The organism is Luteibacter sp. (assembly GCF_036500425.1).
GTDB lineage: Bacteria > Pseudomonadota > Gammaproteobacteria > Xanthomonadales > Rhodanobacteraceae > Luteibacter.
In genome coordinates, this window is the sequence record NZ_DASYCB010000081.1 from 1 (window position 1) to 20,564 (window position 20,564).

Annotated in this window: 17 protein-coding genes; 16 read left to right on the forward strand and 1 reads right to left on the reverse strand. The window is 65.6% G+C overall.

Features of this window, described 5'->3' with window-relative positions:
• Nucleotides 1–354 precede the first annotated feature (354 nt).
• The 13 genes from VGN46_RS19640 to VGN46_RS19700 all read left to right on the forward strand — a co-directional run bounded on the left by VGN46_RS19640 (nucleotide 355) and on the right by VGN46_RS19700 (nucleotide 13,987).
• Entirely contained in the window at nucleotides 355–624 is a 270-nt protein-coding gene (locus VGN46_RS19640) for an acyl carrier protein (RefSeq protein WP_331646391.1), read from the forward strand.
• Nucleotides 625–630: 6 nt separating this feature from the next.
• A complete protein-coding gene (locus VGN46_RS19645) occupies nucleotides 631–1,416 on the forward strand; it encodes a glycosyltransferase family 2 protein (protein WP_331646394.1) in 786 nt (261 codons plus the stop codon).
• Nucleotides 1,416–2,030, forward strand: a complete 615-nt coding sequence (locus VGN46_RS19650; protein ID WP_331646396.1) for an outer membrane lipoprotein carrier protein LolA — start codon at nucleotides 1,416–1,418, stop codon at nucleotides 2,028–2,030. The genes VGN46_RS19645 and VGN46_RS19650 overlap by 1 nt, the downstream gene beginning before the upstream one ends.
• Entirely contained in the window at nucleotides 2,027–4,390 is a 2,364-nt protein-coding gene (locus VGN46_RS19655) for an MMPL family transporter (protein ID WP_331646398.1), read from the forward strand. The genes VGN46_RS19650 and VGN46_RS19655 overlap by 4 nt, the downstream gene beginning before the upstream one ends.
• Before the next feature lie 32 nt (nucleotides 4,391–4,422).
• Nucleotides 4,423–5,649, forward strand: a complete 1,227-nt coding sequence (locus VGN46_RS19660; protein WP_331646620.1) for a beta-ketoacyl-ACP synthase — start codon at nucleotides 4,423–4,425, stop codon at nucleotides 5,647–5,649.
• A complete protein-coding gene (locus VGN46_RS19665) occupies nucleotides 5,649–6,884 on the forward strand; it encodes a beta-ketoacyl-[acyl-carrier-protein] synthase family protein (protein ID WP_331646400.1) in 1,236 nt (411 codons plus the stop codon). The genes VGN46_RS19660 and VGN46_RS19665 overlap by 1 nt, the downstream gene beginning before the upstream one ends.
• A 3-nt stretch (nucleotides 6,885–6,887) precedes the next feature.
• The gene (locus VGN46_RS19670) at nucleotides 6,888–7,676 is read left to right on the forward strand and encodes a lysophospholipid acyltransferase family protein (protein WP_331646402.1); all 789 of its coding nucleotides are present in this window, start codon (nucleotides 6,888–6,890) and stop codon (nucleotides 7,674–7,676) included.
• Nucleotides 7,673–8,887 carry a hypothetical protein gene (locus tag VGN46_RS19675; RefSeq protein WP_331646404.1) on the forward strand — a complete coding sequence of 405 codons (1,215 nt, stop codon included), beginning with the start codon at nucleotides 7,673–7,675 and terminating at the stop codon, nucleotides 8,885–8,887. Before VGN46_RS19670 ends, VGN46_RS19675 begins: the two co-directional genes overlap by 4 nt.
• Nucleotides 8,877–9,317 (forward strand): acyl-CoA thioesterase, encoded by a 441-nt coding sequence (locus VGN46_RS19680; RefSeq protein WP_331646406.1) that lies wholly within the window; start codon nucleotides 8,877–8,879, stop codon nucleotides 9,315–9,317. The genes VGN46_RS19675 and VGN46_RS19680 overlap by 11 nt, the downstream gene beginning before the upstream one ends.
• The gene (locus VGN46_RS19685; RefSeq protein ID WP_331646407.1) at nucleotides 9,314–9,790 is read left to right on the forward strand and encodes a hotdog family protein; all 477 of its coding nucleotides are present in this window, start codon (nucleotides 9,314–9,316) and stop codon (nucleotides 9,788–9,790) included. Before VGN46_RS19680 ends, VGN46_RS19685 begins: the two co-directional genes overlap by 4 nt.
• Nucleotides 9,787–10,515, forward strand: coding sequence for a 3-oxoacyl-ACP reductase FabG (gene fabG, locus VGN46_RS19690; protein WP_331646409.1), 729 nt, complete (start codon nucleotides 9,787–9,789; stop codon nucleotides 10,513–10,515). Before VGN46_RS19685 ends, fabG begins: the two co-directional genes overlap by 4 nt.
• A 121-nt stretch (nucleotides 10,516–10,636) precedes the next feature.
• Nucleotides 10,637–12,745 carry a YccS family putative transporter gene (yccS, locus tag VGN46_RS19695; protein WP_331646411.1) on the forward strand — a complete coding sequence of 703 codons (2,109 nt, stop codon included), beginning with the start codon at nucleotides 10,637–10,639 and terminating at the stop codon, nucleotides 12,743–12,745.
• A gap of 84 nt (nucleotides 12,746–12,829) precedes the next feature.
• Entirely contained in the window at nucleotides 12,830–13,987 is a 1,158-nt protein-coding gene (locus tag VGN46_RS19700) for an isovaleryl-CoA dehydrogenase (RefSeq protein WP_331646413.1), read from the forward strand.
• 62 nt (nucleotides 13,988–14,049) lie between these two features.
• Here VGN46_RS19700 and VGN46_RS19705 read toward each other — a convergent pair whose 3' ends face one another.
• Entirely contained in the window at nucleotides 14,050–16,851 is a 2,802-nt protein-coding gene (locus VGN46_RS19705; protein ID WP_331646415.1) for a S8 family serine peptidase, read from the reverse strand.
• Between the two features lie 198 nt (nucleotides 16,852–17,049).
• On the opposite strand from VGN46_RS19705, the gene VGN46_RS19710 reads away from it, so the two are divergent.
• The 3 genes from VGN46_RS19710 (at nucleotide 17,050) to VGN46_RS19720 (ending at nucleotide 20,519) form a co-directional block, all read left to right on the forward strand.
• The gene (locus VGN46_RS19710) at nucleotides 17,050–18,225 is read left to right on the forward strand and encodes an acetyl-CoA C-acyltransferase (protein WP_331646417.1); all 1,176 of its coding nucleotides are present in this window, start codon (nucleotides 17,050–17,052) and stop codon (nucleotides 18,223–18,225) included.
• Between the two features lie 162 nt (nucleotides 18,226–18,387).
• Nucleotides 18,388–18,774 carry a hypothetical protein gene (locus VGN46_RS19715; protein WP_331646419.1) on the forward strand — a complete coding sequence of 129 codons (387 nt, stop codon included), beginning with the start codon at nucleotides 18,388–18,390 and terminating at the stop codon, nucleotides 18,772–18,774.
• A gap of 137 nt (nucleotides 18,775–18,911) precedes the next feature.
• Nucleotides 18,912–20,519 (forward strand): carboxyl transferase domain-containing protein, encoded by a 1,608-nt coding sequence (locus VGN46_RS19720; protein WP_331646421.1) that lies wholly within the window; start codon nucleotides 18,912–18,914, stop codon nucleotides 20,517–20,519.
• Nucleotides 20,520–20,564 lie beyond the last annotated feature (45 nt).

A 20,564-nucleotide genomic window follows, 5' to 3' on the forward strand; every position in this document is an offset into this window, starting at 1 on the left:
GCGATGGGGCTTGCGGCAAGCCCCATCGCGCGCCAGCGCGCTCCTACAGGGGCGTGGGAAATGGCGTTGTGGCGCCGTTTGCCTGTTATGTGAACGGGATGCCGGGCAGCCCGGCGCTGGAATATGCCGGGCGCGGTTGCCGGCGGCCGCGATCTGTTACACTTTGTCGCGCCCCGGCCTCTTGTAAGGCTTTGCCTACACGAAGCTTTTGGGCGCAGGGGAAACCTCCGCCACATGGGCGGGAACACCAAAATGCAAGATCACGACCTTCGTCGCCCCGGCGGCGCTGCCCAGCTCTTGTCCCGTGTGGACAGCCAGGCGCGCACGGTGGGCTGAAATGGACTTACCGAGCTTATGAGCGCGATCCCAGCCGAAACCTTCACCCAAGACGACATCCTGGCTCGCCTGCGGACCGTCCTGCATGAGACGTTCGAGATCGATCCGGCGAAGGTCACCCCTGAAGCCAACCTGTTCTCTGACCTGGAACTGGACAGTATCGACGCGATCGATCTCGCCATCCAGGTGCAGGACATGACCGGTACCCGCATCAAGCCCGAAGACTTCAAGAGCGTGCGCACCGTGGGCGACGTGGTCGCTACCGTGCAGCAGCTCGTCGCGCGCTGAGGCGGCATGCTGGGCCCGGCCGGACCGCGCGATACCGCGGAACGTCGTTTTGCGCCTTGCGCGGTCGTGCCCATCTACAACCACGGCCGCACGATCGAAGCCACCGCCAATGCCCTGGCCGCTCACGGCCTGCCCGTGCTGATCGTGGACGATGGCTCCCATGAAGATACCCGCCGCATACTGGACAGCCTGGTCGCCGGGCGCGACGACCTGTGCCTGATCCGGCTGGCGCGCAATGGTGGAAAAGGCGCCGCCTTGTCCGCCGGCTTCCGGGCGGCGCATGAGGCGGGCTACACGCACGTCCTGCAAATCGATGCCGATGGCCAGCACGACACAGCGGACGTGCCGCGTTTCCTCGCCGAAGCGGAGGCCGCGCCGGACGCGATGGTGTGTGGCAGCCCCATCTACGACGCATCCATCCCGAAGGGTCGGCTCTATGGCCGCTACCTGACGCACGCCTGCGTCTGGCTGGAAACACTCTCCTTCGACATCCAGGATTCGATGCTGGGGTACCGCCTGTACCCGCTGGGCGCGACGCACGAAGAAATGTCCCGCAAGCCCTTCCCTCCCCGGATGGATTTCGACACGGAGATTGCCGTTCGCCTGTATTGGCGCGGCGTCCCCGTGCGCAACGTGGCCACACGGGTGATCTACCCCGAAAATGGCCTCTCCCATTTCCGCATGTGGCGTGACAACGCCCGCATCACGGCCATGCATACTCGCCTGCTGCTGGGCATGCTGCCGCGCGCGCCGCGCCTGCTCCTTCGCAAGCTCACACGGAAACCCGACTGATGCGCCGACTGCTCGCCCTGTTCGCTTCGCTTTGTGTCGCCACGCTCACGCAGGCCCAGGCGGTTCCGCCGTCGGTGGATGACATCCTCGCGCACCTGGGTAAGCACCAGCAGGTCCGCGCCGAATTCACCCAGAGCCGCGAGAACCCGGACCTTGCCGAGCCGCAGGTGAGCAAGGGCGACCTGCTCTTCGTGGTGAGCAAGGGCATGGTCTGGCACACCCGCGAGCCGTTCGAGGACACCCTGGTGCTCACCTCGGGCGACGCACGCCGACTCAACGCGCAAGGCAAGCTGGAGCGCGTGCGTGATGGCAACCGTGGCGTCAGCCAGGTCTCCGGCATGCTGCAGGGCATGCTCGCCGGTAAGGTCGATGAAGCCGCCCGCCAGTTCACGATCACCGCGGAAGGCAGCATCGATAGCTGGACGCTGCACTTCGTGCCGAAACAGGCACGCGTCGCCAAGGTCCTCGCCGGCATCACGCTGAAAGGCGATGCCTTCCTCGAAGGCATTGACGTCAACCTCGCCAGCGGTGAGAAGACCGCCATCACGTTCGCCAACACGCGCGATGCGGGTGAGCTCACCGCGCAGGAAGCCCAGGTTCTCGGCGTCAAATGAAACTATCGCCGACCACGCTCCGCGCGGCCGTATTCGCCGCGGTGTCGCTGCTGGTGTGCGCGCTCGGCGCATGGCTCCTGTTTGGCCGCGGTGCGTCGCCGTTGCAAACCGACCTGCTGGCGATGTTGCCGGCCACCGAGCGCAATGCGCTGGCGGAAGATGCCGTGGAGCGGCTCGCCCGCGCCAGTGGCGACCGCATGATCCTGCTTGTCGGCAACAAGGATGACGAGGCGGCGAAAGACGCCGCGCGTGACCTCGGCGCCGCGCTGGGCAAGGACAAGGTGTTCGCGCATGTACTCGCGGAATTGCCGCCGTTTGACATGGAGCAGCTGGTCGATCCGTTCCTGCCCTACCGTTTCCACTTGCTCACCGCCGACGACCGCGCAGCCCTGGCGGCGCCGGGTTTCAACGCCACGGACGTGCTAAAACGCCGACTCAACGAGCCGTTCGGTGCCACGATCGGGCCGAAGCTCGGCGACGATCCGTTTGGATGGATGCAGCACTGGCTGGATCGCCAGCCGTGGAACCGAGCCACGCTGGTACCCGAGGATGATCTGCTCACCGCGCACCGCGACGATGGCAGCTACGTACTGGTGGTCGCTACGCTGGATGGATCGTCGTATGACGACGGTGTGCAGCGCCGTGCGATGGGTGCACTCGAAAACGCTGAGCGCGATGTCACGGCGAAACACCCGGGCACGCGCATCCTGCGTACTGGTGCGATTTTTTACGCGGCGGCTGCCCGCGCTGGCGCGGAGCGCGATACCCACGTCGTAGGGATCACCTCGACCATCGGCATCGCGATCCTGCTGCTGTTCGTGTTCCGCGCGATGCGGCCCTTGCTCATCGCCTTCCTCTCCACCGCGCTGGGCGTGGTTGGTGCCGTGGTCGCCACGATCCTCGTGTTTGGCCAGTTGCACCTGCTGACCCTGGTCTTTGGCGCTGCCCTGCTTGGCGAGGCGGTGGATTATTCCATCCAGTACCTGTGTGCCCGCGCGAATGCCGGCGCCGCGTGGGAGCCGATGCGTGGCGTGCGTCAGGTCCGCCCCGCGCTGTTGCTCGCCCTCGCTACATCGCTGCTTGGCTACGCGCTGCTCGCCCTGGTGCCGTTCCCTGCCCTGCGCCAGATGGCGGTGTTCGCGATCGCGGGCATGGCGGTTGCCTGCGCCAGTGTGTTCTGGCTGCTGCCTGTCTTCCTGCACAAGCCCGCCCACGCACCGCTGGCGCCGTCGTTTGTGCGGCTCGCCCTCACCTGGCAGCGGGCCGCTTCGGGGCGTCGCGCGCTGATTGCCATCGGCGTGCTCGTGCTGCTCGCGATCCCGGGCTGGGCAAAGCTCGGCCATGACGATGACATCCACCTGCTGATTTCTCCGCCGCCGTCACTGGATGCGCAAACCAACCAGATCCGAGATATCGCCGGTTTTGGTGGTGGCACCCAGTTCTGGCTGGTGGAAGGCCACGACGCTGAGGATGTGCTCCAGCACGAGGAAGCACTGACTGATCGGCTGCAGAAGGAAGGCATCGCCTGGACCGGCATGACCGGCATGCTGCCCTCGCAGAAACGCCAGTCCGAAAACCTCGCCGCCGTGACCCGCCTCTTCTGTAGGAGCGCGCCTGCGCGCGATGGGTCTTGCGGTGACCTCGATCGCGCACAAGCGCGCTCCTACATGACTGCCGCGGGGTTCAAGGACACCACGGCCGAGAACTTCGTGGCCGCGTTCCCGGGCAAGGTCTTCACGCTCGACGACTGGAAGCGCATCCCTGCCTACATGCCGTTCCAGTACCTGTGGATGGATAAGGGCAGCATCGTGGTGCCGCAGGGTGACGTTGATGTCGCGCACATGCGGGCGATGACCGAGGGCCTGCCCGGCGTCTCGGTGATCGACAAGCCGGCCAGTATTTCCGTGCTGTTTGGTGAGTACCGCAGCTTTGCGAGCCTGTGGCTTGGAGCCGCCATGCTGCTGGTGGGGCTCGCCTTCGCGTGGCGCTATGGTCTGCGTGGCGCGTGGCGCGTCCTGATGCCGCCGCTGGCAGGTATCGTTCTCTGCGTCGCGGCGCTGGGCTACCTCGGCCAGCCGCTGACCCTGTTCCACCTGATGGCCCTGATGCTTGTGCTCGGCGTCGGCGCGAACTACGCCGTGTTCCTGCGCGAGGGAGAACCCCACGCCGCGCACATCCCCGGCGCCGCCTACGCCGGTGTGCTGCTTTCCGCTGTCACCGCCCTGCTTTCCTTCGGGCTGCTCGCCCTGAGCTCGATGCCCGCCCTGCAACATTTCGGCCTCACGCTATTGCTAGGCATTGGCTTCACCGCCCTGCTGGCCCCGGTGAGCGCCCCCGCACCTGTGAAGAAGCACGCATGAACACCACGGCACACGCCACGGGAGGTCGCGCGATGAAACGCGTCGTCGTCACCGGCTTCGGCGGCATCACGCCGCTAGGCAACGATTGGGCCACGATCGAGCCGCGCCTGCGCGAGTACCGCAATGCGGTTCGGCGCATGGGGGAATGGGACTATTTCGATGCGTTGAACGGCCGCCTCGGTGTTCCGGTGGATGACTTTGCACCTCCTTCGCACTGGTCGCGTAAGCAAATGCGCTCCATGGGCCGGGTGTCCTTGCTTGCCACCGCCGCCAGCGAACGCGCCCTGGCCGACGCTGGGCTGCTCGATGACGATCGCATTCGCGACGGCCGCATGGGTGTCGCCTACGGTTCCTCCGGCGGCAGTATCGAACCCGCGCGTACCGTAGGCCGCATGCTTGAGACCGGCTCAATGCAAGGCGTCACCGCGACCAGCTACATTCAGATGATGGCGCACACGACCGCGGTGAACGTCGGCGTGTTCTTCGAACTGAAGGGTCGTGTCATCACCACGTCCAGCGCGTGTACCTCAGGTAGCCAGGCGATCGGTTACGGCTATGAAGCCATCCAGCAGGGCAAGCAGCAGCTGATGCTCTGCGGTGGCGCCGAGGAGCTCTCCGGCCCAGGCGCGGCGGTGTTCGATACGCTGTTCGCCACCAGTACCCGCAACGACACTCCGGGTCTTACCCCGCGCCCCTTCGATGGCGCGCGTGATGGCCTTGTCGTCGGCGAAGGCGCGGTAACCCTCGTGCTCGAGGAATACGAGCATGCCGTAGCCCGTGGTGCGCGGATCTACGCGGAAGTGGTGGGCTTTGGCACCAACGCCGATGGGGCGCATATCACCCAGCCCACGCGCGAAACCATGGCTGCCGCCATGCGCATGGCGCTCGCGGACGCCTCGCTGGCGCCCTCAGCGATCGGGTATGTGAGCGCCCATGGTACCGCGACCGATCGTGGCGACGTGGCCGAAAGCCATGCCACGCACGACGTGATGGGCGGCAACCTGCCGATCAGCTCGATGAAAAGCTACGTGGGCCACACACTGGGTGCCTGCGGCGCGCTCGAATCGTGGTGGGCCATCGAGATGATGCGGGGCGGCTGGTTCGCACCGACGATCAACCTGGAAACCCCCGCCGCGGAATGCGCCGCGCTGGATTACATCACCGGCGAAGGCCGCGAGATCCGTACCAGCTACGTGATGAATAACAATTTCGCATTCGGCGGCATCAATACATCGCTGATCTTCAAGGCTCACGCCTGATGCGACGCGTCGTCGTTACCGGCATGGGCGCGGTGTCCTGCCTGGGACCCGGTCGCGCGTCGCTGTTCGATGGCCTGCGTGAAGGCCGCGATGGTTTTCGCGACATGCCTGGCTATGCCGAACTCGGCATGCGCTGCCGCACCGCCGCACCGGTAGACCTCGGTGGCCTTGAGCCGCCGCCGCGCAAACTGCGCCGGTATCTCCCCGAGGCCGGTGAATACGCATGGCACGCTACGCGCGAGGCGTTGGCCGAGGCTGGCCTTGACGAAGCACGCGTGCGCGAACGCGACGTCGGCCTGCTCATGGGCGCGTCGGCCGCCTTCTCCGAGTATGAGGCTGGCCTCATCATGCTCCAGGCCAAGGGTTACTCGCGCGTTTCGCCGTTCAGTCTCCCGAGGACCATGGGTAGTGCCGTGGCGGCCAGCCTGATCCACGCGTTTGGCTTCGGGGGGCGGGGCTTCGCGGTGAGTTCCGCATGCACCAGTGGCACGCACGCGATCGGCCAGGCCATGGAATTGATCCAGCTTGGACGCCAGGACATCGTGGTGTGCGGCGGCGCGGAAGAGCTTCACGACAAGGCCTCCCTGTGTTTTGACGTGATGCATGCCCTGACGGCTACGAGTGTCCCCGGCGAACGGGTATCCACGCCGTATGCGGCGGATCGCGATGGCATCGTGTTGGGCGGCGGCGCCGGCGTGCTGGTGCTGGAATCGCTGGAACACGCGCAGGCGCGCGGTGCGACGATCCTTGCCGAGATGGCGGGTTATGGCGCTGCATCCGATCCACAAGGCATGATCAGCCCGCACAGCGAGGGCATGGCCGAAGCCATGCACCAGGCGATCGACCTGGCCGGGGTGATCCCGGATTACGTGAACACCCATGCCTGCGCCACCCTGGATGGTGATATCGCCGAGTGGGAGGCGCTGCGCCGCGTGTTCAGCGAACGCGGCCATCCTGTCCCATGGATGTCATCGATCAAGGGGCAGATCGGCCACGCCCCGGCGGCTTCGGGGGCGCTGGATGCGATCGCTTGCATCGGCATGATCGAACACGGCGTCCTGCTCGCAGGCGCCCCGCCGCGCCAGCTCGACGAAGCCTTCGCTGAGGCGCCCCTGCTGGACAGTGATCGCGAAGCACGGGTCGACGCCGTGCTTTCAAACACCTTCGGTTTCGGCGGCAGCTGCGCGGCGCTGGTCATCCGGCGCTACCATGAGCCCGACCACGCCCAGGCCTAGCCCATGGATCTTGTAGCCGACACGACGAAACGCCGCGCCGACGCCTGGGCTTGCCGGTTCGTATTCACCGCGCTCTCGTTTGCCTTCTTCGGCCTGGGTGGCTTGTTCTTGCGCGCGTTCGTCCTGCCGGTCGTGATGCACTGGCCCGCACCGTTGGACGTACGCCGCCGCCGTGCGCGCCGCACGGTGGGCAAGGCATTCTGGCTACATTCGCAGTTCATGGCCCGCACCGGGGTGCTCAACTATCGCTTCGAGGGGCTCGAGCGGCTGGGCCGTCCCGGCCAGATGATCGTGGCCAACCACCCCTCGCTTATCGATGTCGTGTTCCTGATCGGCCACGTTCCCGATGCCAACTGCATCGTGAAACACAGTCTCTGGAAGAACCCGTTCATGCGCGGACCGGTGCGGGTCGCGCAGTACATAAGCAACGACGGCAGCGCCGACATGCTGGATCGCGCGGCCGACGTGCTGCGAGGCGGCCAGACGCTGATCGTGTTTCCCGAAGGCACACGCACGACGCCCGGCCAGCCGCCCGTATTTCATCGCGGCGCTTCTGCCATCGCGGTGCGCGGGGCGACCGTGATCACACCGGTATTTATCACGGTCGTACCGACGACGCTGACGAAGGCCGAGCCGTGGTACCGGGTGCCGCATCGCCGCGTGCAGATGCACTTTCGCGTGGGCGAGGATATCGACGTGGCGGCATTCCGCCAGGATGCGCCAGCACCCATCGCGTCGAGGCGTATCAACGAACACCTTCACCAGCTCTATGCGCGGGAGCTTCGCGCATGATCACACACGGGCATACGAAAGGTTCATCGAAGCTCGCCAACCTGGTACTGGTTGTCGTCGGCCTGCTCTATCCGTTTATCGTGTACTTCGGCGGCGACCGCGTGTCTCCCCCTGTGTTCGGACTGATCCTCGGTGCGCTGTGGCTGATCCGCGCGCCGGCGCTGATCCACCAGCCAGGTGGCAAATGGATGCTTGGCGCCACGCTCACCTATTGCGCGGTGCTTGCGTTCGGCGGGCACGAACAACTGCTTCGCTGGTATCCGAGCCTGGTCTGCGCGCTGCTGCTCACCGCTTTTGCAATCAGCCTCGTGTTCGGCCCACCGATCATCGAACGCATCGCCCGGATGATGGAACCCAACCTCCCCACGGAGGCCGTGGCCTATACACGCAAGGTCACGTGGGTCTGGGCGGGCTTCTTCGCGATCAATGGCACGTGTTCGGCGTTACTTGCCGCCTGGGGACCGCTGTCGTGGTGGACCTTCTACAACGGCGTGCTCGCCTATGCAGCCATGGCCCTGCTCTTCGCCGTGGAATGGCTTTACCGCCAGCGGATGCGCAGGCGCCTCCGCGCCACGCCCATGCACAGCGCGGCCGATCGCCTGGCCTCACATCCATGGGTTGCCGGCGCGGCAGGCGGCACGGCGGGCCACCAGGCGCCCGGCATGGTCGTGGCACTGACGGCCTCTGGCCGCATCGCACTAGCCCGGCATGGCCGCGCGGGGCTCGTGGGCGAACTGGGGCAGCACGCCGCGGGGGACGACCCCTTGGCCACGCCCATGGTCTGGCGCTTCGTCGACGCGCTACCCGAAGCCGCACGCATCGACCTGCTGTTGCAAGCACCGTTGCCGCGTATCGCCCGCGTGGTCGCTGAACGCACCGATGGCGAAGTGCACGTACTCGCACTCGCCCTGCCATTCGACCTTGCCTGCTTCGTTGACCACTTCCCGGCCGCACCGGTCTTGCCCGGGGTCCTGCAGATTGCATGGGCTCTTGAGTTCGCCTCATCGCGCTTTGGCACGCCGACGACCTGCCGCGGCATGGATCAACTGAAATTCCAGCGGCTGTTGCGCCCAGGCGACCGCGTCGACCTGACCCTCCGCTATGACGCCGAGCGCGGCCGCCTGCATTTCACCTACCGCGTGGGCGATGCGATCTGCTCATCCGCGCACCTGCGCATGCATGCCGCACCGGGAGTGATCGATGCGCGGTAAGGGTGTACTCGTCGCCGAAGTCGACATACAGGTGCCGTTCTTCGACGTCGATTCGCTCGAGGTCGTGTGGCACGGTCACTATGTCAAGTACCTCGAAGTCGCCCGCTGTGCCCTGCTCGACGACATGGGCCACAACTACGTGCGGATGAAGGAAACCGGCTTCGCCTGGCCGATCATCGACCTGCAGTTGCGTTATGCGCGTGCTGCCCGTTTCGGCCAGGCCCTGCGCGTTCGCGCGGAACTGGTGGAATGGGAGAACCGGCTGAAGATCCATTACACGATCATGGATGCCGCCAGCGGTGAACGACTGACCCGCGCCAGCACGATCCAGGTCGCTGTGCGCCTTACCGATGGCGAGATGCAACTGGTGTCGCCGGGTATTTTCATCGCCGATGTCGAAAGGCGGCTTGCCCGCGGAGCCGCTCCATGACGCTTTGGACCATCGACCAACTGCTGCCGCATGCCGGGCGCATGGTCTGGCTCGACCGCCTGGTGGAATGGGATGCGGAACGGGTCGTCTGCGAGCGCACCGTGCGCGCTGGGGATCTGGAGGTCACCGCCGATGGCTTACCCGCGTGGGCGGGTATTGAACTGATGGCTCAAGCCGTGGCCGCATGGAACGGGTGCCAGGTGCTTTCCGTCGGAAACCCGGTGCGCCCCGGCTTCCTGCTCGGTACGCGGGCATACCGTGCGGATGCCGATGCCTTTCCTGTGGGCAGCCTGTTGCGCGTGGAGGCAGTGCGCACGTTCCACGACGATGACGGCATGGCCTCCTTTGCATGCCGCATCACCACGCCGGGTGCCCAGGCTGAAGCGCGGCTCACCGTGTTCAGCCCGACCGATCCGGCGCCTTATCTCGATCCACGTAATACCACCCTCGATCCCAACGGAAATACCGCATGACCGACACGATCCTCGTCACCGGCTCCAGCCGCGGCATTGGCCGCGCCATCGCGCTGAACCTGGCGGACGCCGGCCATGACATCGTGGTGCATTGCCGTTCGCGCCGTGAAGAGGCCGAAGCTGTACAGGCCGAGATCGTCGCAAAAGGCAGGCAAGCGCGGGTGCTCCAGTTCGACGTGGCCGATCGCGCCGCCACCGCCGCCGCGCTGGAAGCCGACGTGACCGCGCATGGCGCGTACTACGGCGTGGTCTGCAATGCGGGACTCACGCGGGATGGCGCCTTCCCGGGCCTGACCTCGGAAGACTGGGACCAGGTGCTGCGCACCAACCTGGACGGGTTCTACAACGTGTTGCATCCGCTGGTGATGCCGATGATCCGCCGCCGGGCACCGGGGCGCATCGTGTGCATCACCTCCGTGTCCGGCCTCATCGGCAACCGCGGGCAGGTGAATTACAGCGCATCGAAGGCAGGTGTTATCGGCGCGGCCAAAGCGCTCGCAGTGGAGCTTGCCAAGCGCAAGATCACCGTGAACTGCGTGGCGCCTGGGCTGATCGATACCGACATGCTCGACCCGGAGGTACCGGTCGAGCAGATCCTGAAGGTGATCCCCATGGAACGCAGCGGCACGCCGGAAGAAGTCGCCTCGGCAGTGCGCTTCCTCGTCAGCCCCGAAGCGAGCTACATCACCCGCCAGGTTTTAGCGGTGAATGGCGGGCTTTGCTAGTTCGTCGCGAACGGGAATCGCGCGCAAGCGCGCTCCTACAGGAGCCGCGGCCACATGGTAGGAGCGCGCTTGCGCGCGATTAGCCAACAAAGCGAAGACGCGGTAGCGGTAATCTAACCCCATGCCTACCCTACGCCACCTCGCCGAATCCGACCGCTTCGCGGATGTCTTCCGCGTATTCATCGCGCTGGCTGGCATCACGGCGTGGTGCACCTGGCACGGCCCGGCGGACGCCATCGTGCCGGCGCTGCTCGGCGCCATCGCCTGCGCACTCGCCGAAACCGATGACGCCTGGCGCGGCCGGCTTCGTGGCCTGGTAGTGACGCTGGTCTGCTTCGCGCTCGCCGCCGGCGCGGTGAAGGCCACCATCGGCACGCCCCTCCTGTTTGGCATGTTGCTGCCGGTCGGCACCTTCCTGCTGGTGATGCTGGGCGCGGCCAGTGGCCGCTACGCCACGATCGCGACGGCCACCTTGATCCTCGCCGTGTACACCATGATCGCCTCCGATGCCGCGGGTGGCATGGGGATCGATGATTCGCTCGCGCTCATCGTCGGCGCGGCTTGGTACGGCGTGCTTTCGATGCTATGGAGCGCGCTGGCACCGCAAAGGGCCTTGAGGCACGCACTGGCACGGCTTTTCGAATCGCTCGCCACACTGATCGATGCGAAAGCGGCTCAGTTCGAACCCGTCCATGGGTTGGACCATGATGCGCTGGCGTTAGCGTTCTCGCGGCGCAACCAGGTGACCGTACAGGCGCTGACTGAAGCCCGGGTCGCGCTGATCGACCGGATCGGGCGCCGCCAGCCGCGCGGGCGTGCCGCGTCACGCCTGGCCATGTTTTTCGTGGCGCAGGACATCCACGAACGGATTAGCTCATCGCATTACCCTTACGACGAGCTCACCACGGCGCTCTACCACAGTGACCTCATGTTCCGGTTCGGCCGGCTATTGCGCTTGCAGGCGCAGGCCTGTCGCGAACGTGCCGATGCGGTTCGCCGGAACGCGCCGCTGAGCTCGATCGCGTTGCCAAGGGCCGCGCTGGACGATGTGCGCCAGGCGCTCGCGTTCCACCAGCGAACCCAGCCTGCGGATGAAGCCCTGGACGACGCGCTGGTGGCGCTGCTGAAGAATCTGGCGAGCTTGCAAGACCTGATCGAAGACGAAGGCAGCCTGCGCGAGGGCAACGACATCGCTCTGCAGGGCAATGAGCCGTCAACAGTTGCCGATGCGATGCGCCGCGTGCGACTGCGCCTGAACCGGCGCTCGATGCATTTCCGCCATGCCATGCGCCTGTCGATCGGGATGCTCGGCGGCTACCTGATCATGCTCGCGCTGCATCCGCTACACGGCTACTGGATCCTCCTGACCACCCTGTTCGTCTGCCAACCGGGCTATGGCGCGACGCGGCGACGATTCATCCAACGCATCGTGGGCACGACCGCGGGCCTGGTCGCCGGGTGGGCACTGCTCCGGGCGCTGCCCGGCGGCGACTGGCGGCTTCTCGTGATGGTCGCCACGGGCGCGGCCTTTTTCGCCTTCCGCTTGCGTCGTTACGCACTGGCGACGGGCGCCATCACGTTGTTTGTCCTTCTGTGTTTCGACCGCGTCGGCGCCGGCTATGACGCGATCGGACCGCGTCTGCTGGACACGTTGCTTGGCGCCGCCGTCGCAGCCGTGGTGATCCGCTACGTCCTGCCTGACTGGCGCGTACGCCGGCTGGACGATCTGGTCGCGAATGCCCTGCTCGCGTATGGCCGGTACCTGGAGCGGATCGCTGCCCAATATGCCACCGGCCGCATCGATGACCTGCCCTACCGCATCGCCCGGCGCGACGCCCATGCCGCGCAGGCACTGGTGGCGGGTAACGTGGCCGAACTGCTCGGCGAACCCGGCCACCCGCCGGCGCAGGGCGAGCGCGCGCTACGCCTGCTCACGGCGCTCCAGGCCGGGCTCTCGCACCTTTCCACCCTGGGCACCCACCGCGAAGCGCTGGCTGCCAGCGATGCGGCGGCCGTTGGCGCAACGGCCAGCAAGGTCGCCGTCGCCTTTGCCGCCCTGGCCGAGCACCTCCATGCGAATACGCCGGCGCCCTCACTGAGCCCCCCGGAAGGTGCGGCGGGCGGCCCGCCGCCAGGGTTCGCTGGCAGCGGCGCCCGCCGCCTGGTGGATCGCCAATGCCTGCTCCTGCTCCGCGTGCACGACCGTCTCGCCAACATCGCGCAAGGTTGATTGCTGCGACGCGCCGTGGCTCGGGGGCGGCAAAACGCTAGCATGGCGAGGTTTTCCCCGCCTTTTCTTCCCGGAGTTGCACCCATGCGTCCGTTTTCCCTTGGCGAAGACCTCGACCTCCTGCGCGCCACCGTTCGCGCGTTCGCTGAAAAGGAGATCGCGCCCCGAGCCGATCGCATTGACCGCGAGAACCACTTCCCGGAAGACCTTTGGGCCAAGCTCGGCGAGATGGGTTTGCTGGGCATCACCATTCCGGGCGAGTACGGCGGCTCCGAACTGGGCTTCCTTGCCCACATGGTGGCCATGGAAGAAATCTCCCGCGCATCTGCCTCCGTGGGCCTGTCGTATGGCGCGCACTCCAACCTTTGCGTGCAGAACATCTACCACAACGGCACCGACGAGCAGCGCCGCAAGTATCTGCCCAAGCTCGCCAGCGGTGAGTGGATTGGTGCCCTCGCGATGAGCGAACCCGGCGCGGGTTCCGACGTGGTCGGCTCGATGAGCTGCAAGGCGGAGCTGGTGGGCGATACCTGGGTCGCCAACGGTTCCAAGATGTGGATCACCAACGGCCCCGACGCCGACGTGCTGCTGGTCTACATGCGCACCGCACCGCGTGCCGCGGGCAGCCGCTGCATGACGGCCTTCATCGTCGAGAAGGGCATGAAGGGCTTCAGCACCGCGCAGAAGCTCGACAAGCTGGGTATGCGCGGTTCGAACACGTGCGAACTGGTGTTCGAAAACTGCGAGATTCCCGCCGAAAACATCGTGGGTGAAGTGAACGAAGGTGTCCGTGTGCTGATGAGCGGCCTGGACACCGAGCGCCTTGTGCTCACGGGCGGCCCGATCGGCATCATGCAGGCCGCCGTGGATCTGGTGTTGCCGTATGTACGCGAGCGCAAGCAGTTTAATGCGCCCATCGGCACGTTCGGCCTCATGCAGGGCAAGGTCGCCGATATGTACACGGCACTGCAGTCGTCTCGCGGCTTCGCCTACATGGTGGCCCAGCAGTTCGATAACGGCGTCAAGTCACGCATCGATCCGGCCGCCTGCCTGTTGAACGCGTCCACGAATGCGGTGATGGTGGCGCTCGAGGCGATCCAGTCGCTCGGCGGTAACGGGTACATCAACGAGTTCCCCGCAGGGCGTTTGCTTCGCGATGCAAAGCTGTACGAGATCGGCGCGGGCACTAACGAAATCCGCCGCATGCTCATCGGCCGCGAGTTGTTCCACGGTAAGTTCTGACCGATCGCGCGCCAGCGCGCTCCTACCTATCTCGTGTAGGAGCGCGCTTGCGCGCGATGCTCTTACCAGGCCACCTTAATGCTGGCCGTGGCCGACCGCGAATGGTCGCGATCGGCGAAACGCTGATCCACGCCGAACGCCAGCTGCGTGCGCGCGCCGACGTCCATCCCGGCATTAAACCCCAGCGTCGCCGCCTGCCGCGACAAGCCAATACCGTTCACCGGCGCCCACTCGGCCAGGCCGGTATAGCGCGCTGAGAACACCTCGCCACGCGTGGCGAATGCGTTCTGCCAGCCCAGCTTCATGTCCATACGGAATTTGCCGTACGAGGTCAGCCACGAGCTGCCTGCGCGCAGGCCGAAGCCCGCCTGCCAACGTGACGTCGTATGCCCATCGGCGGCCAGGCCGAAACCATCGCCACCGAGCTCCTGGAAGCCGTCGCGGCGGATGCTGGCGTACTGCACATCGGCGTAAGGCGTGAAATCGAATGCACCGAGGTGCGTGCGGTAGCCAACTTCGCCATAGGCGACGTTGTAGCGGCCGCTGTAATCACCGCCGGTGAACGCCCCGCCCGTGTCGCCGAACCGAAGCAGGCGCTGCGTATCTCCACGATAGCTGCCGAAGCCGAGGCGACCCACCCCGTACCAGTGAGCACCCTGTGAGCCCGCGTAGAGCGAACCCTCGGTCGCACGGTTACGCTGACGGTCGTAGTTTCCCGAGAGCTGGCCGTTGCTGCGCATCTGCGCCACGGTGAGGCCGACGAAGCCATTATTGCCCAGGCGCACGTCGCTACCGACCATGTTCCCGCCGATGTTGAAGCCGACGTTGCCAAATCCACCCCGGCTCAGGCCGCCCTGCGAATCGAGCGACTGCATCCATGCGCCTCCCTTGCCAAAGCTGTCCAGATGCGAGACCAGCGCATCGTTACCGGCATCGATACCCGCCAGCGTCACAGCCGTACCCGCGGCATAGAGCTGCCCGGAAAGTGATTCCAGGGACGCCTGCGCGCTCCGCGTATCACGCGACTGCTGGATACCGCCTGCCGCGATGATCATCGAGGTATCGACGCTGCCTGCGGACGCGGCGCCCGGCTTCACGCTCTGGGTGATCTGCGACATCGCCCCATCGACCCGTTGCGCCGACGACTGCGCGGCCAGCGACTGCGACATGCTCGTGCCGGCGACCTGGGTCATGCTAAGCGTCGTGCTGTCGAGCCAGACTTCGGTGGGCGCGTAGTGCAACGTGGTCGAAACAAACACGCCGTTGGCCAGGGTCGTCGTAGCGAACTGACCGGTGATGCTACTGGCGGTCAGCACTTGCTGGTGGCTCGTGCCAACATAGTTTGGCACCGCGCCAGCGACGTAGAAATCGCCGGCAAGCAATGCACTGCCGCTGACAATCAGAGGAGCGCCGAGGAGCTGGGATAGCCGGCCACTCGCACTCTGGTTGAAGTTGCCGACGATATGTATCGATGCGATATCGCCAGACAGCGTACCCGCATTGGACAGAGCCCCCTTCACGTCACCGCGCAGCATGGCCGTGCCACCGGCCTGGACTGCGAGCGCACCGGGAATGTCGTGCATCGCCTGCAAGGTGGCGCCCGCCCCCACGTTGGTGGCGCCGGAATAGCTATTGGTCCCTGCGAGCGTGAGTTGACCCGCGCCGACGACCTGCAAGCCGCCGACCCCGCTGATGTCATTGCTGAAAACCGGCGAAGCATTGTTCACGTTGGCGACGAAATCGCCCCAGTCGAAACGCCCGGGCCCCAGCACCGCGCGGCCAACGTTCAGGCGACCGTAGCCGAAGATGGCATCCGGGCCGGGATCGCCAAGGTCGTCGGCCGTGCCGAGGATGATCTGGCGCACCGCGTTGTAGTCCATGGACGGAAAGGCGCTGTGCACGACGGCAGCCGCGCCGGATACCTGCGGTGCCGCCAGTGAGGTTCCTTCCCAGATCTGGTACGAAATCTTCGAGGTCGTCGAGTCCGCGGACGCAACCACCACGTCACCCGGCGCAGCGAGACAATAGGCTTGCGCAATGCCGCAGCGGTTGGAATACGTATCGATCTGCGTGGGGTTATTGCTATCCAATGCCACCACGGTCAGCCAGCCCTTCGTGACATCCGGCGCCCGGAACGGTAGCGCGGCGATGTCTGAAGGATTGGCCTTGCCATCGTTACCCGCGGCAAAGACAAACAGATGGGAGCCATCCGCCGCGAAGGGCGCATAAGCATCGTGGAAGCTCTTCGTCGCCGCCGCGTCGGTGGCATCCCAGTACACGCCACCCCATGAATTGTTGAGGATGCGCGCGCCGCGCGCGACGACGTCGCCATTGACCGTACCCAGCGGGTCGGCCGTCGTGGCCTTGTTGCCCTGGCCCGAACCATCGTCGGTCGGTGCCTTATCATTGATGATGCGCGCCGAGACGATGCTGGCCTGCGGCGCTACGCCGCCAGCGAAGCTGCCAAACGGTATGCCGGCGGCGATTTCCGCGACGGCGGTGCCGTGGCCGACCACATCATCGATGGCCGTGTTATTCGTCGTCGGATCGACGTAAACGAGGTTGGCGGTCACCCGGCCAGACAGTGCCGGGTGCAGGTGGGTCACGCCGGTATCGATGACACCGATGGTTTCGCCCTGGCCGTTGAAACCCGCCGTGTGGGCGGCCCGGACATTCGTGGAGGCGAGTTGGGCATCCAGCGGCGGCTGCGGCGTCGAAGGAGGCTGCGTGGGGGTCGTGGGCGGCGCAATGACCGTACCGCCGCCGCTGCTCTTCCCACCGCCACCGCCACCGCAGGCCGCCAGTCCCAAGCTCACGCATACGGCCAGCGCAAGGTCGCGCTGGCGCAGGATATTCCTACCCATCTTCAGTTTTCCCCAGATTCGACGTCAATGTCGCGCCACCGCCCCTTGCTCCGGCGCCCTGCCAAATGTTGGCACAAAAGGCTGCGAATCGTCTGTGACGGATGCGGCACTGCGCATTGCCCACTCCGGGGCGGCGCTGCGATACTCGGTAGGTTTCCGTCCCCTAAGGGCGGCCATCAGAAGTTCCACGGAGTCCCCATGTCCGACATCGTCATCGCGGGTGCCAAGCGCACCGCCATTGGTTCCTTCCTCGGCCAGTTCACCGGCGTGCCTACGCCGGAGCTCGGCTCCATCGCCATCAAGGCTGCCCTGGAGCAGTCGGGCGTCGCCGCGGCGGATGTCAGCGAGGTGATCATGGGCTGCGTGCTGCCTGCGAACCTGGGCCAGGCCCCGGCGCGCCAGGCTTCGCTGAAGGCCGGCCTGCCGACGTCGGCGGGCTGCACCACGATCAACAAGGTGTGCGGTTCCGGCATGAAAGCCATCATGCTCGCCCACGACCTGATCAAGGCGGGTTCCGCATCGGTCGTCGTCGCCGGCGGCATGGAATCGATGACCAACGCCCCGCACATGGTCAATGCACGCACGGGTATCCGCTACGGTGACGGCCAACTGGTCGACCACATGGCATGGGATGGCCTGACCAATCCTTATGACGGCCAGTCAATGGGCGTGTTCGGCGAGAAATGCGCGGACAAGTATCACTTCACCCGCGAAGAACAGGATGCCTACGCCATCGCCTCGGTGGAACGTGCGAAGGCTGCGCAAGCGGCGGGCGCATTCGCTGGCGAGATCGTCCCGGTGACGGTGCAGGGCCGCAAGGGTCCGCAGGACTTCGTCGACGATGAGCAGCCCGGTCGCTCCGACACCGCCAAGATCCCGACCCTGCGCGCGGCGTTCCGCAAGGAAAACGGCACGATTACCGCTGCCAGCTCGTCGAGCATCTCCGATGGCGCCGCCGCGCTCGTGCTGATGTCGTCCGACGATGCCAAGGCGAAGGGCGCCAAGCCGCTGGCCCGCGTGGTGGCGCATGCCACCCATTCGCAGGAGCCGGAATGGTTTACCACCGCCCCGGTCGGCGCGATCCAGAAACTGCTCGACAAAGCCGGCTGGAAGGTCGAAGACGTGGATCTGTTCGAGATCAACGAAGCGTTTGCCGTGGTGCCCATGGCGGTGATGCGTGAGCTTGGCGTAGGCCACGACAAGCTCAACGTCAACGGCGGCGCCTGCGCCCTGGGTCATCCGATCGGTGCGAGCGGCGCACGTATTGTTGTGACTCTTCTCAATGCGTTGACGGTACGTGGGGCAAAAAGGGGTGTCGCCTCGCTTTGCATCGGTGGCGGCGAAGCAACGGCGATCGCCATTGAACTGGTGTGAAGCCGACGTCGAGAAAAACGGGTCTTATTAGCACCAGCATCACGCGGTTTCCATAGGGTTTAATGCGCCCTGAAGAGGAAACCGACGATCGCTGGTGATGCCCAGACAACTGAGCTATTAATGTGCCCGCCTAACGGCATTCCACGGCTAAGGAGAACCACAATGAATTTTACGCGTACCCTACTCGCCTCCGGGCTCGTCGCGCTTCTGGCAGCTTGCAGCAACGGCGCGCAGGATTCCGCGCAGGATGCCCAGAAGTCGGCCTCCGACGCCCAGCAGCAGGCCGATAAGGCCCAACAGGCCGCCGACCAGTCGCAGAATGCTGCCACCACCCAGGCCGCCGACCAGGCCCAGCAGTCCGCTGACCAGGCCAAGGATGCTGCCGCCCAGGCGCAGAGCGCCGCTTCGGCTTCCACCGCCGGCGGCACGCCTGAAGCCGCCAAGGACGCCGCCTCCAACGCTGCTGACCAGGCCGATAAGTCGGCAGACCAGGCCAAGGACGCTGCGTCCAACGCCGATAGCGCCAAGGACGACAGCACCAAGAAGTAACCCGCACGGATTGCAACCCGGGAAAACGGCCACCCTCGCGGTGGCCGTTTTTTTTGGGAGCGCTGCCGCAGCGCAGCGTTTTCCATTCCGGCATGGCAGCTATCATGGTGGTTTGATCCGCTTGCAGACGGCCCGCCATGCCCATCCTCACGTCGCAGCTCGACACCCGCTCCCCGGAATTCCAGGCCGCCAGCTTGCGCCTTCGCGCGCTGACCGATGACCTGCGCGACACACTGAAGCGCACCGCCGAGGGCGGCGGTGCCAAGGCTCGCGAGAAGCACGTCGCGCGCGGCAAGCTGTTGCCGCGTGAACGCATTCGCGCACTACTCGATCCGGGCTCCCCTTTCCTTGAAATTGCCCCGCTCGCCGCTCACGGCATGTATGACGACGCCGCTCCGGCGGCGGGCGTCATCGCGGGCATTGGCCGCGTGATGGGCCAGGAAGTGGTGGTGCTCGCGAACGATGCCACGGTGAAAGGCGGCACCTATTTCCCGATGACCGTGAAGAAACATCTTCGTGCTCAGGAAGTGGCGATGGAGAACCGCTTGCCATGCATCTATCTCGTCGATTCGGGTGGTGCCTTCCTGCCCTTGCAGGACGAGGTATTCCCGGATCGCGAGCACTTCGGGCGCATCTTCTACAACCAGGCGCGCATGAGCGCCCAGGGTATTCCGCAGATCGCCGTGGTGATGGGCTCGTGCACGGCAGGCGGCGCTTACGTGCCCGCCATGAGCGACGAAACCATCATCGTGCGCGAGCAAGGCACGATCTTCCTTGGCGGGCCGCCGCTGGTGAAGGCCGCTACCGGTGAGATCGTCGATGCCGAGGCGCTGGGCGGCGCCGACGTGCATACGTCGATATCCGGTGTGGCTGATCATTTCGCCGAGAACGATGCGCATGCGCTCTCGATCGCTCGCGATATCGTCGGTTCGCTGAACCGCACGAAGAAGATGCCACTCGCCGTACGCCCACCCCTTGAGCCGCGCTTCAACGCGGATGAGCTCTACGGGGTGATTCCCGAAGATACCCGCCGCCCCTTCGACATTCGCGAAGTCATCGCGCGCATCGTTGACGATTCGGATTTCCACGAATTCAAGGCCCGTTATGGCAAGACGCTGGTCACGGGCTTCGCGCACATCCATGGCTACCCCGTAGGCATCATCGCCAACAACGGCATCCTGTTCGGCGAAAGCGCGCAAAAGGGCGCGCATTTCATCGAACTATGCAACCAGCGCAACGTACCCCTGGTCTTCCTGCAGAACATCACCGGCTTCATGGTCGGCAAGAAGTACGAGAACGCGGGTATCGCTAAGGACGGCGCGAAGATGGTGACCGCCGTCGCTTGCTCACACGTGCCCAAGTTCACGGTGGTCATCGGCGGCTCGTTCGGCGCGGGCAACTACGCCATGTGCGGGCGCGCCTACGGCGCCCGCTTCCTGTGGATGTGGCCTAACTCCCGGATCAGCGTGATGGGTGGCGAACAAGCCGCCTCGGTGCTGGCCACCGTGCGCCGCGACGGCATCGAAGCCGGTGGCGGGACCTGGAGCGCGGAAGAGGAAGAGGCGTTCAAGGCACCGGTTCGCGACCAGTACGAGCGGCAGGGCCACCCGTATTACGCCAGCGCGCGTCTCTGGGATGACGGCATCATTGATCCCGCCGATACACGCCAGGTCCTCGGGCTGGCCATCTCGGCCTCGATGAACGCGCCGATCGAACAAGGCCGTTTCGGCGTCTTCCGCATGTGACCCCTGTAGGAGCGCGCTTGCGCGTGATGGGTGTGCCGGCAAGCC

What these genes read in the sequence shown, in the direction of transcription:
- VGN46_RS19660 (WP_331646620.1), top strand. Translation starts at nt 4,423, where the DNA reads ATGAAACGCGTCGTCGTCACCGGCTTCGGCGGCATCACGCCGCTAGGC.
- VGN46_RS19650 (WP_331646396.1), top strand. Translation starts at nt 1,416, where the DNA reads ATGCGCCGACTGCTCGCCCTGTTCGCTTCGCTTTGTGTCGCCACGCTC.
- VGN46_RS19680 (WP_331646406.1), top strand. Translation starts at nt 8,877, where the DNA reads ATGCGCGGTAAGGGTGTACTCGTCGCCGAAGTCGACATACAGGTGCCG.
- VGN46_RS19685 (WP_331646407.1), top strand. Translation starts at nt 9,314, where the DNA reads ATGACGCTTTGGACCATCGACCAACTGCTGCCGCATGCCGGGCGCATG.
- VGN46_RS19710 (WP_331646417.1), top strand. Translation starts at nt 17,050, where the DNA reads ATGTCCGACATCGTCATCGCGGGTGCCAAGCGCACCGCCATTGGTTCC.
- VGN46_RS19700 (WP_331646413.1), top strand. Translation starts at nt 12,830, where the DNA reads ATGCGTCCGTTTTCCCTTGGCGAAGACCTCGACCTCCTGCGCGCCACC.
- VGN46_RS19715 (WP_331646419.1), top strand. Translation starts at nt 18,388, where the DNA reads ATGAATTTTACGCGTACCCTACTCGCCTCCGGGCTCGTCGCGCTTCTG.
- VGN46_RS19720 (WP_331646421.1), top strand. Translation starts at nt 18,912, where the DNA reads ATGCCCATCCTCACGTCGCAGCTCGACACCCGCTCCCCGGAATTCCAG.
- VGN46_RS19640 (WP_331646391.1), top strand. Translation starts at nt 355, where the DNA reads ATGAGCGCGATCCCAGCCGAAACCTTCACCCAAGACGACATCCTGGCT.
- VGN46_RS19705 (WP_331646415.1), bottom strand. Translation starts at nt 16,851, where the DNA reads ATGGGTAGGAATATCCTGCGCCAGCGCGACCTTGCGCTGGCCGTATGC.
- fabG (WP_331646409.1), top strand. Translation starts at nt 9,787, where the DNA reads ATGACCGACACGATCCTCGTCACCGGCTCCAGCCGCGGCATTGGCCGC.
- VGN46_RS19675 (WP_331646404.1), top strand. Translation starts at nt 7,673, where the DNA reads ATGATCACACACGGGCATACGAAAGGTTCATCGAAGCTCGCCAACCTG.
- VGN46_RS19665 (WP_331646400.1), top strand. Translation starts at nt 5,649, where the DNA reads ATGCGACGCGTCGTCGTTACCGGCATGGGCGCGGTGTCCTGCCTGGGA.
- yccS (WP_331646411.1), top strand. Translation starts at nt 10,637, where the DNA reads ATGCCTACCCTACGCCACCTCGCCGAATCCGACCGCTTCGCGGATGTC.
- VGN46_RS19645 (WP_331646394.1), top strand. Translation starts at nt 631, where the DNA reads ATGCTGGGCCCGGCCGGACCGCGCGATACCGCGGAACGTCGTTTTGCG.
- VGN46_RS19655 (WP_331646398.1), top strand. Translation starts at nt 2,027, where the DNA reads ATGAAACTATCGCCGACCACGCTCCGCGCGGCCGTATTCGCCGCGGTG.
- VGN46_RS19670 (WP_331646402.1), top strand. Translation starts at nt 6,888, where the DNA reads ATGGATCTTGTAGCCGACACGACGAAACGCCGCGCCGACGCCTGGGCT.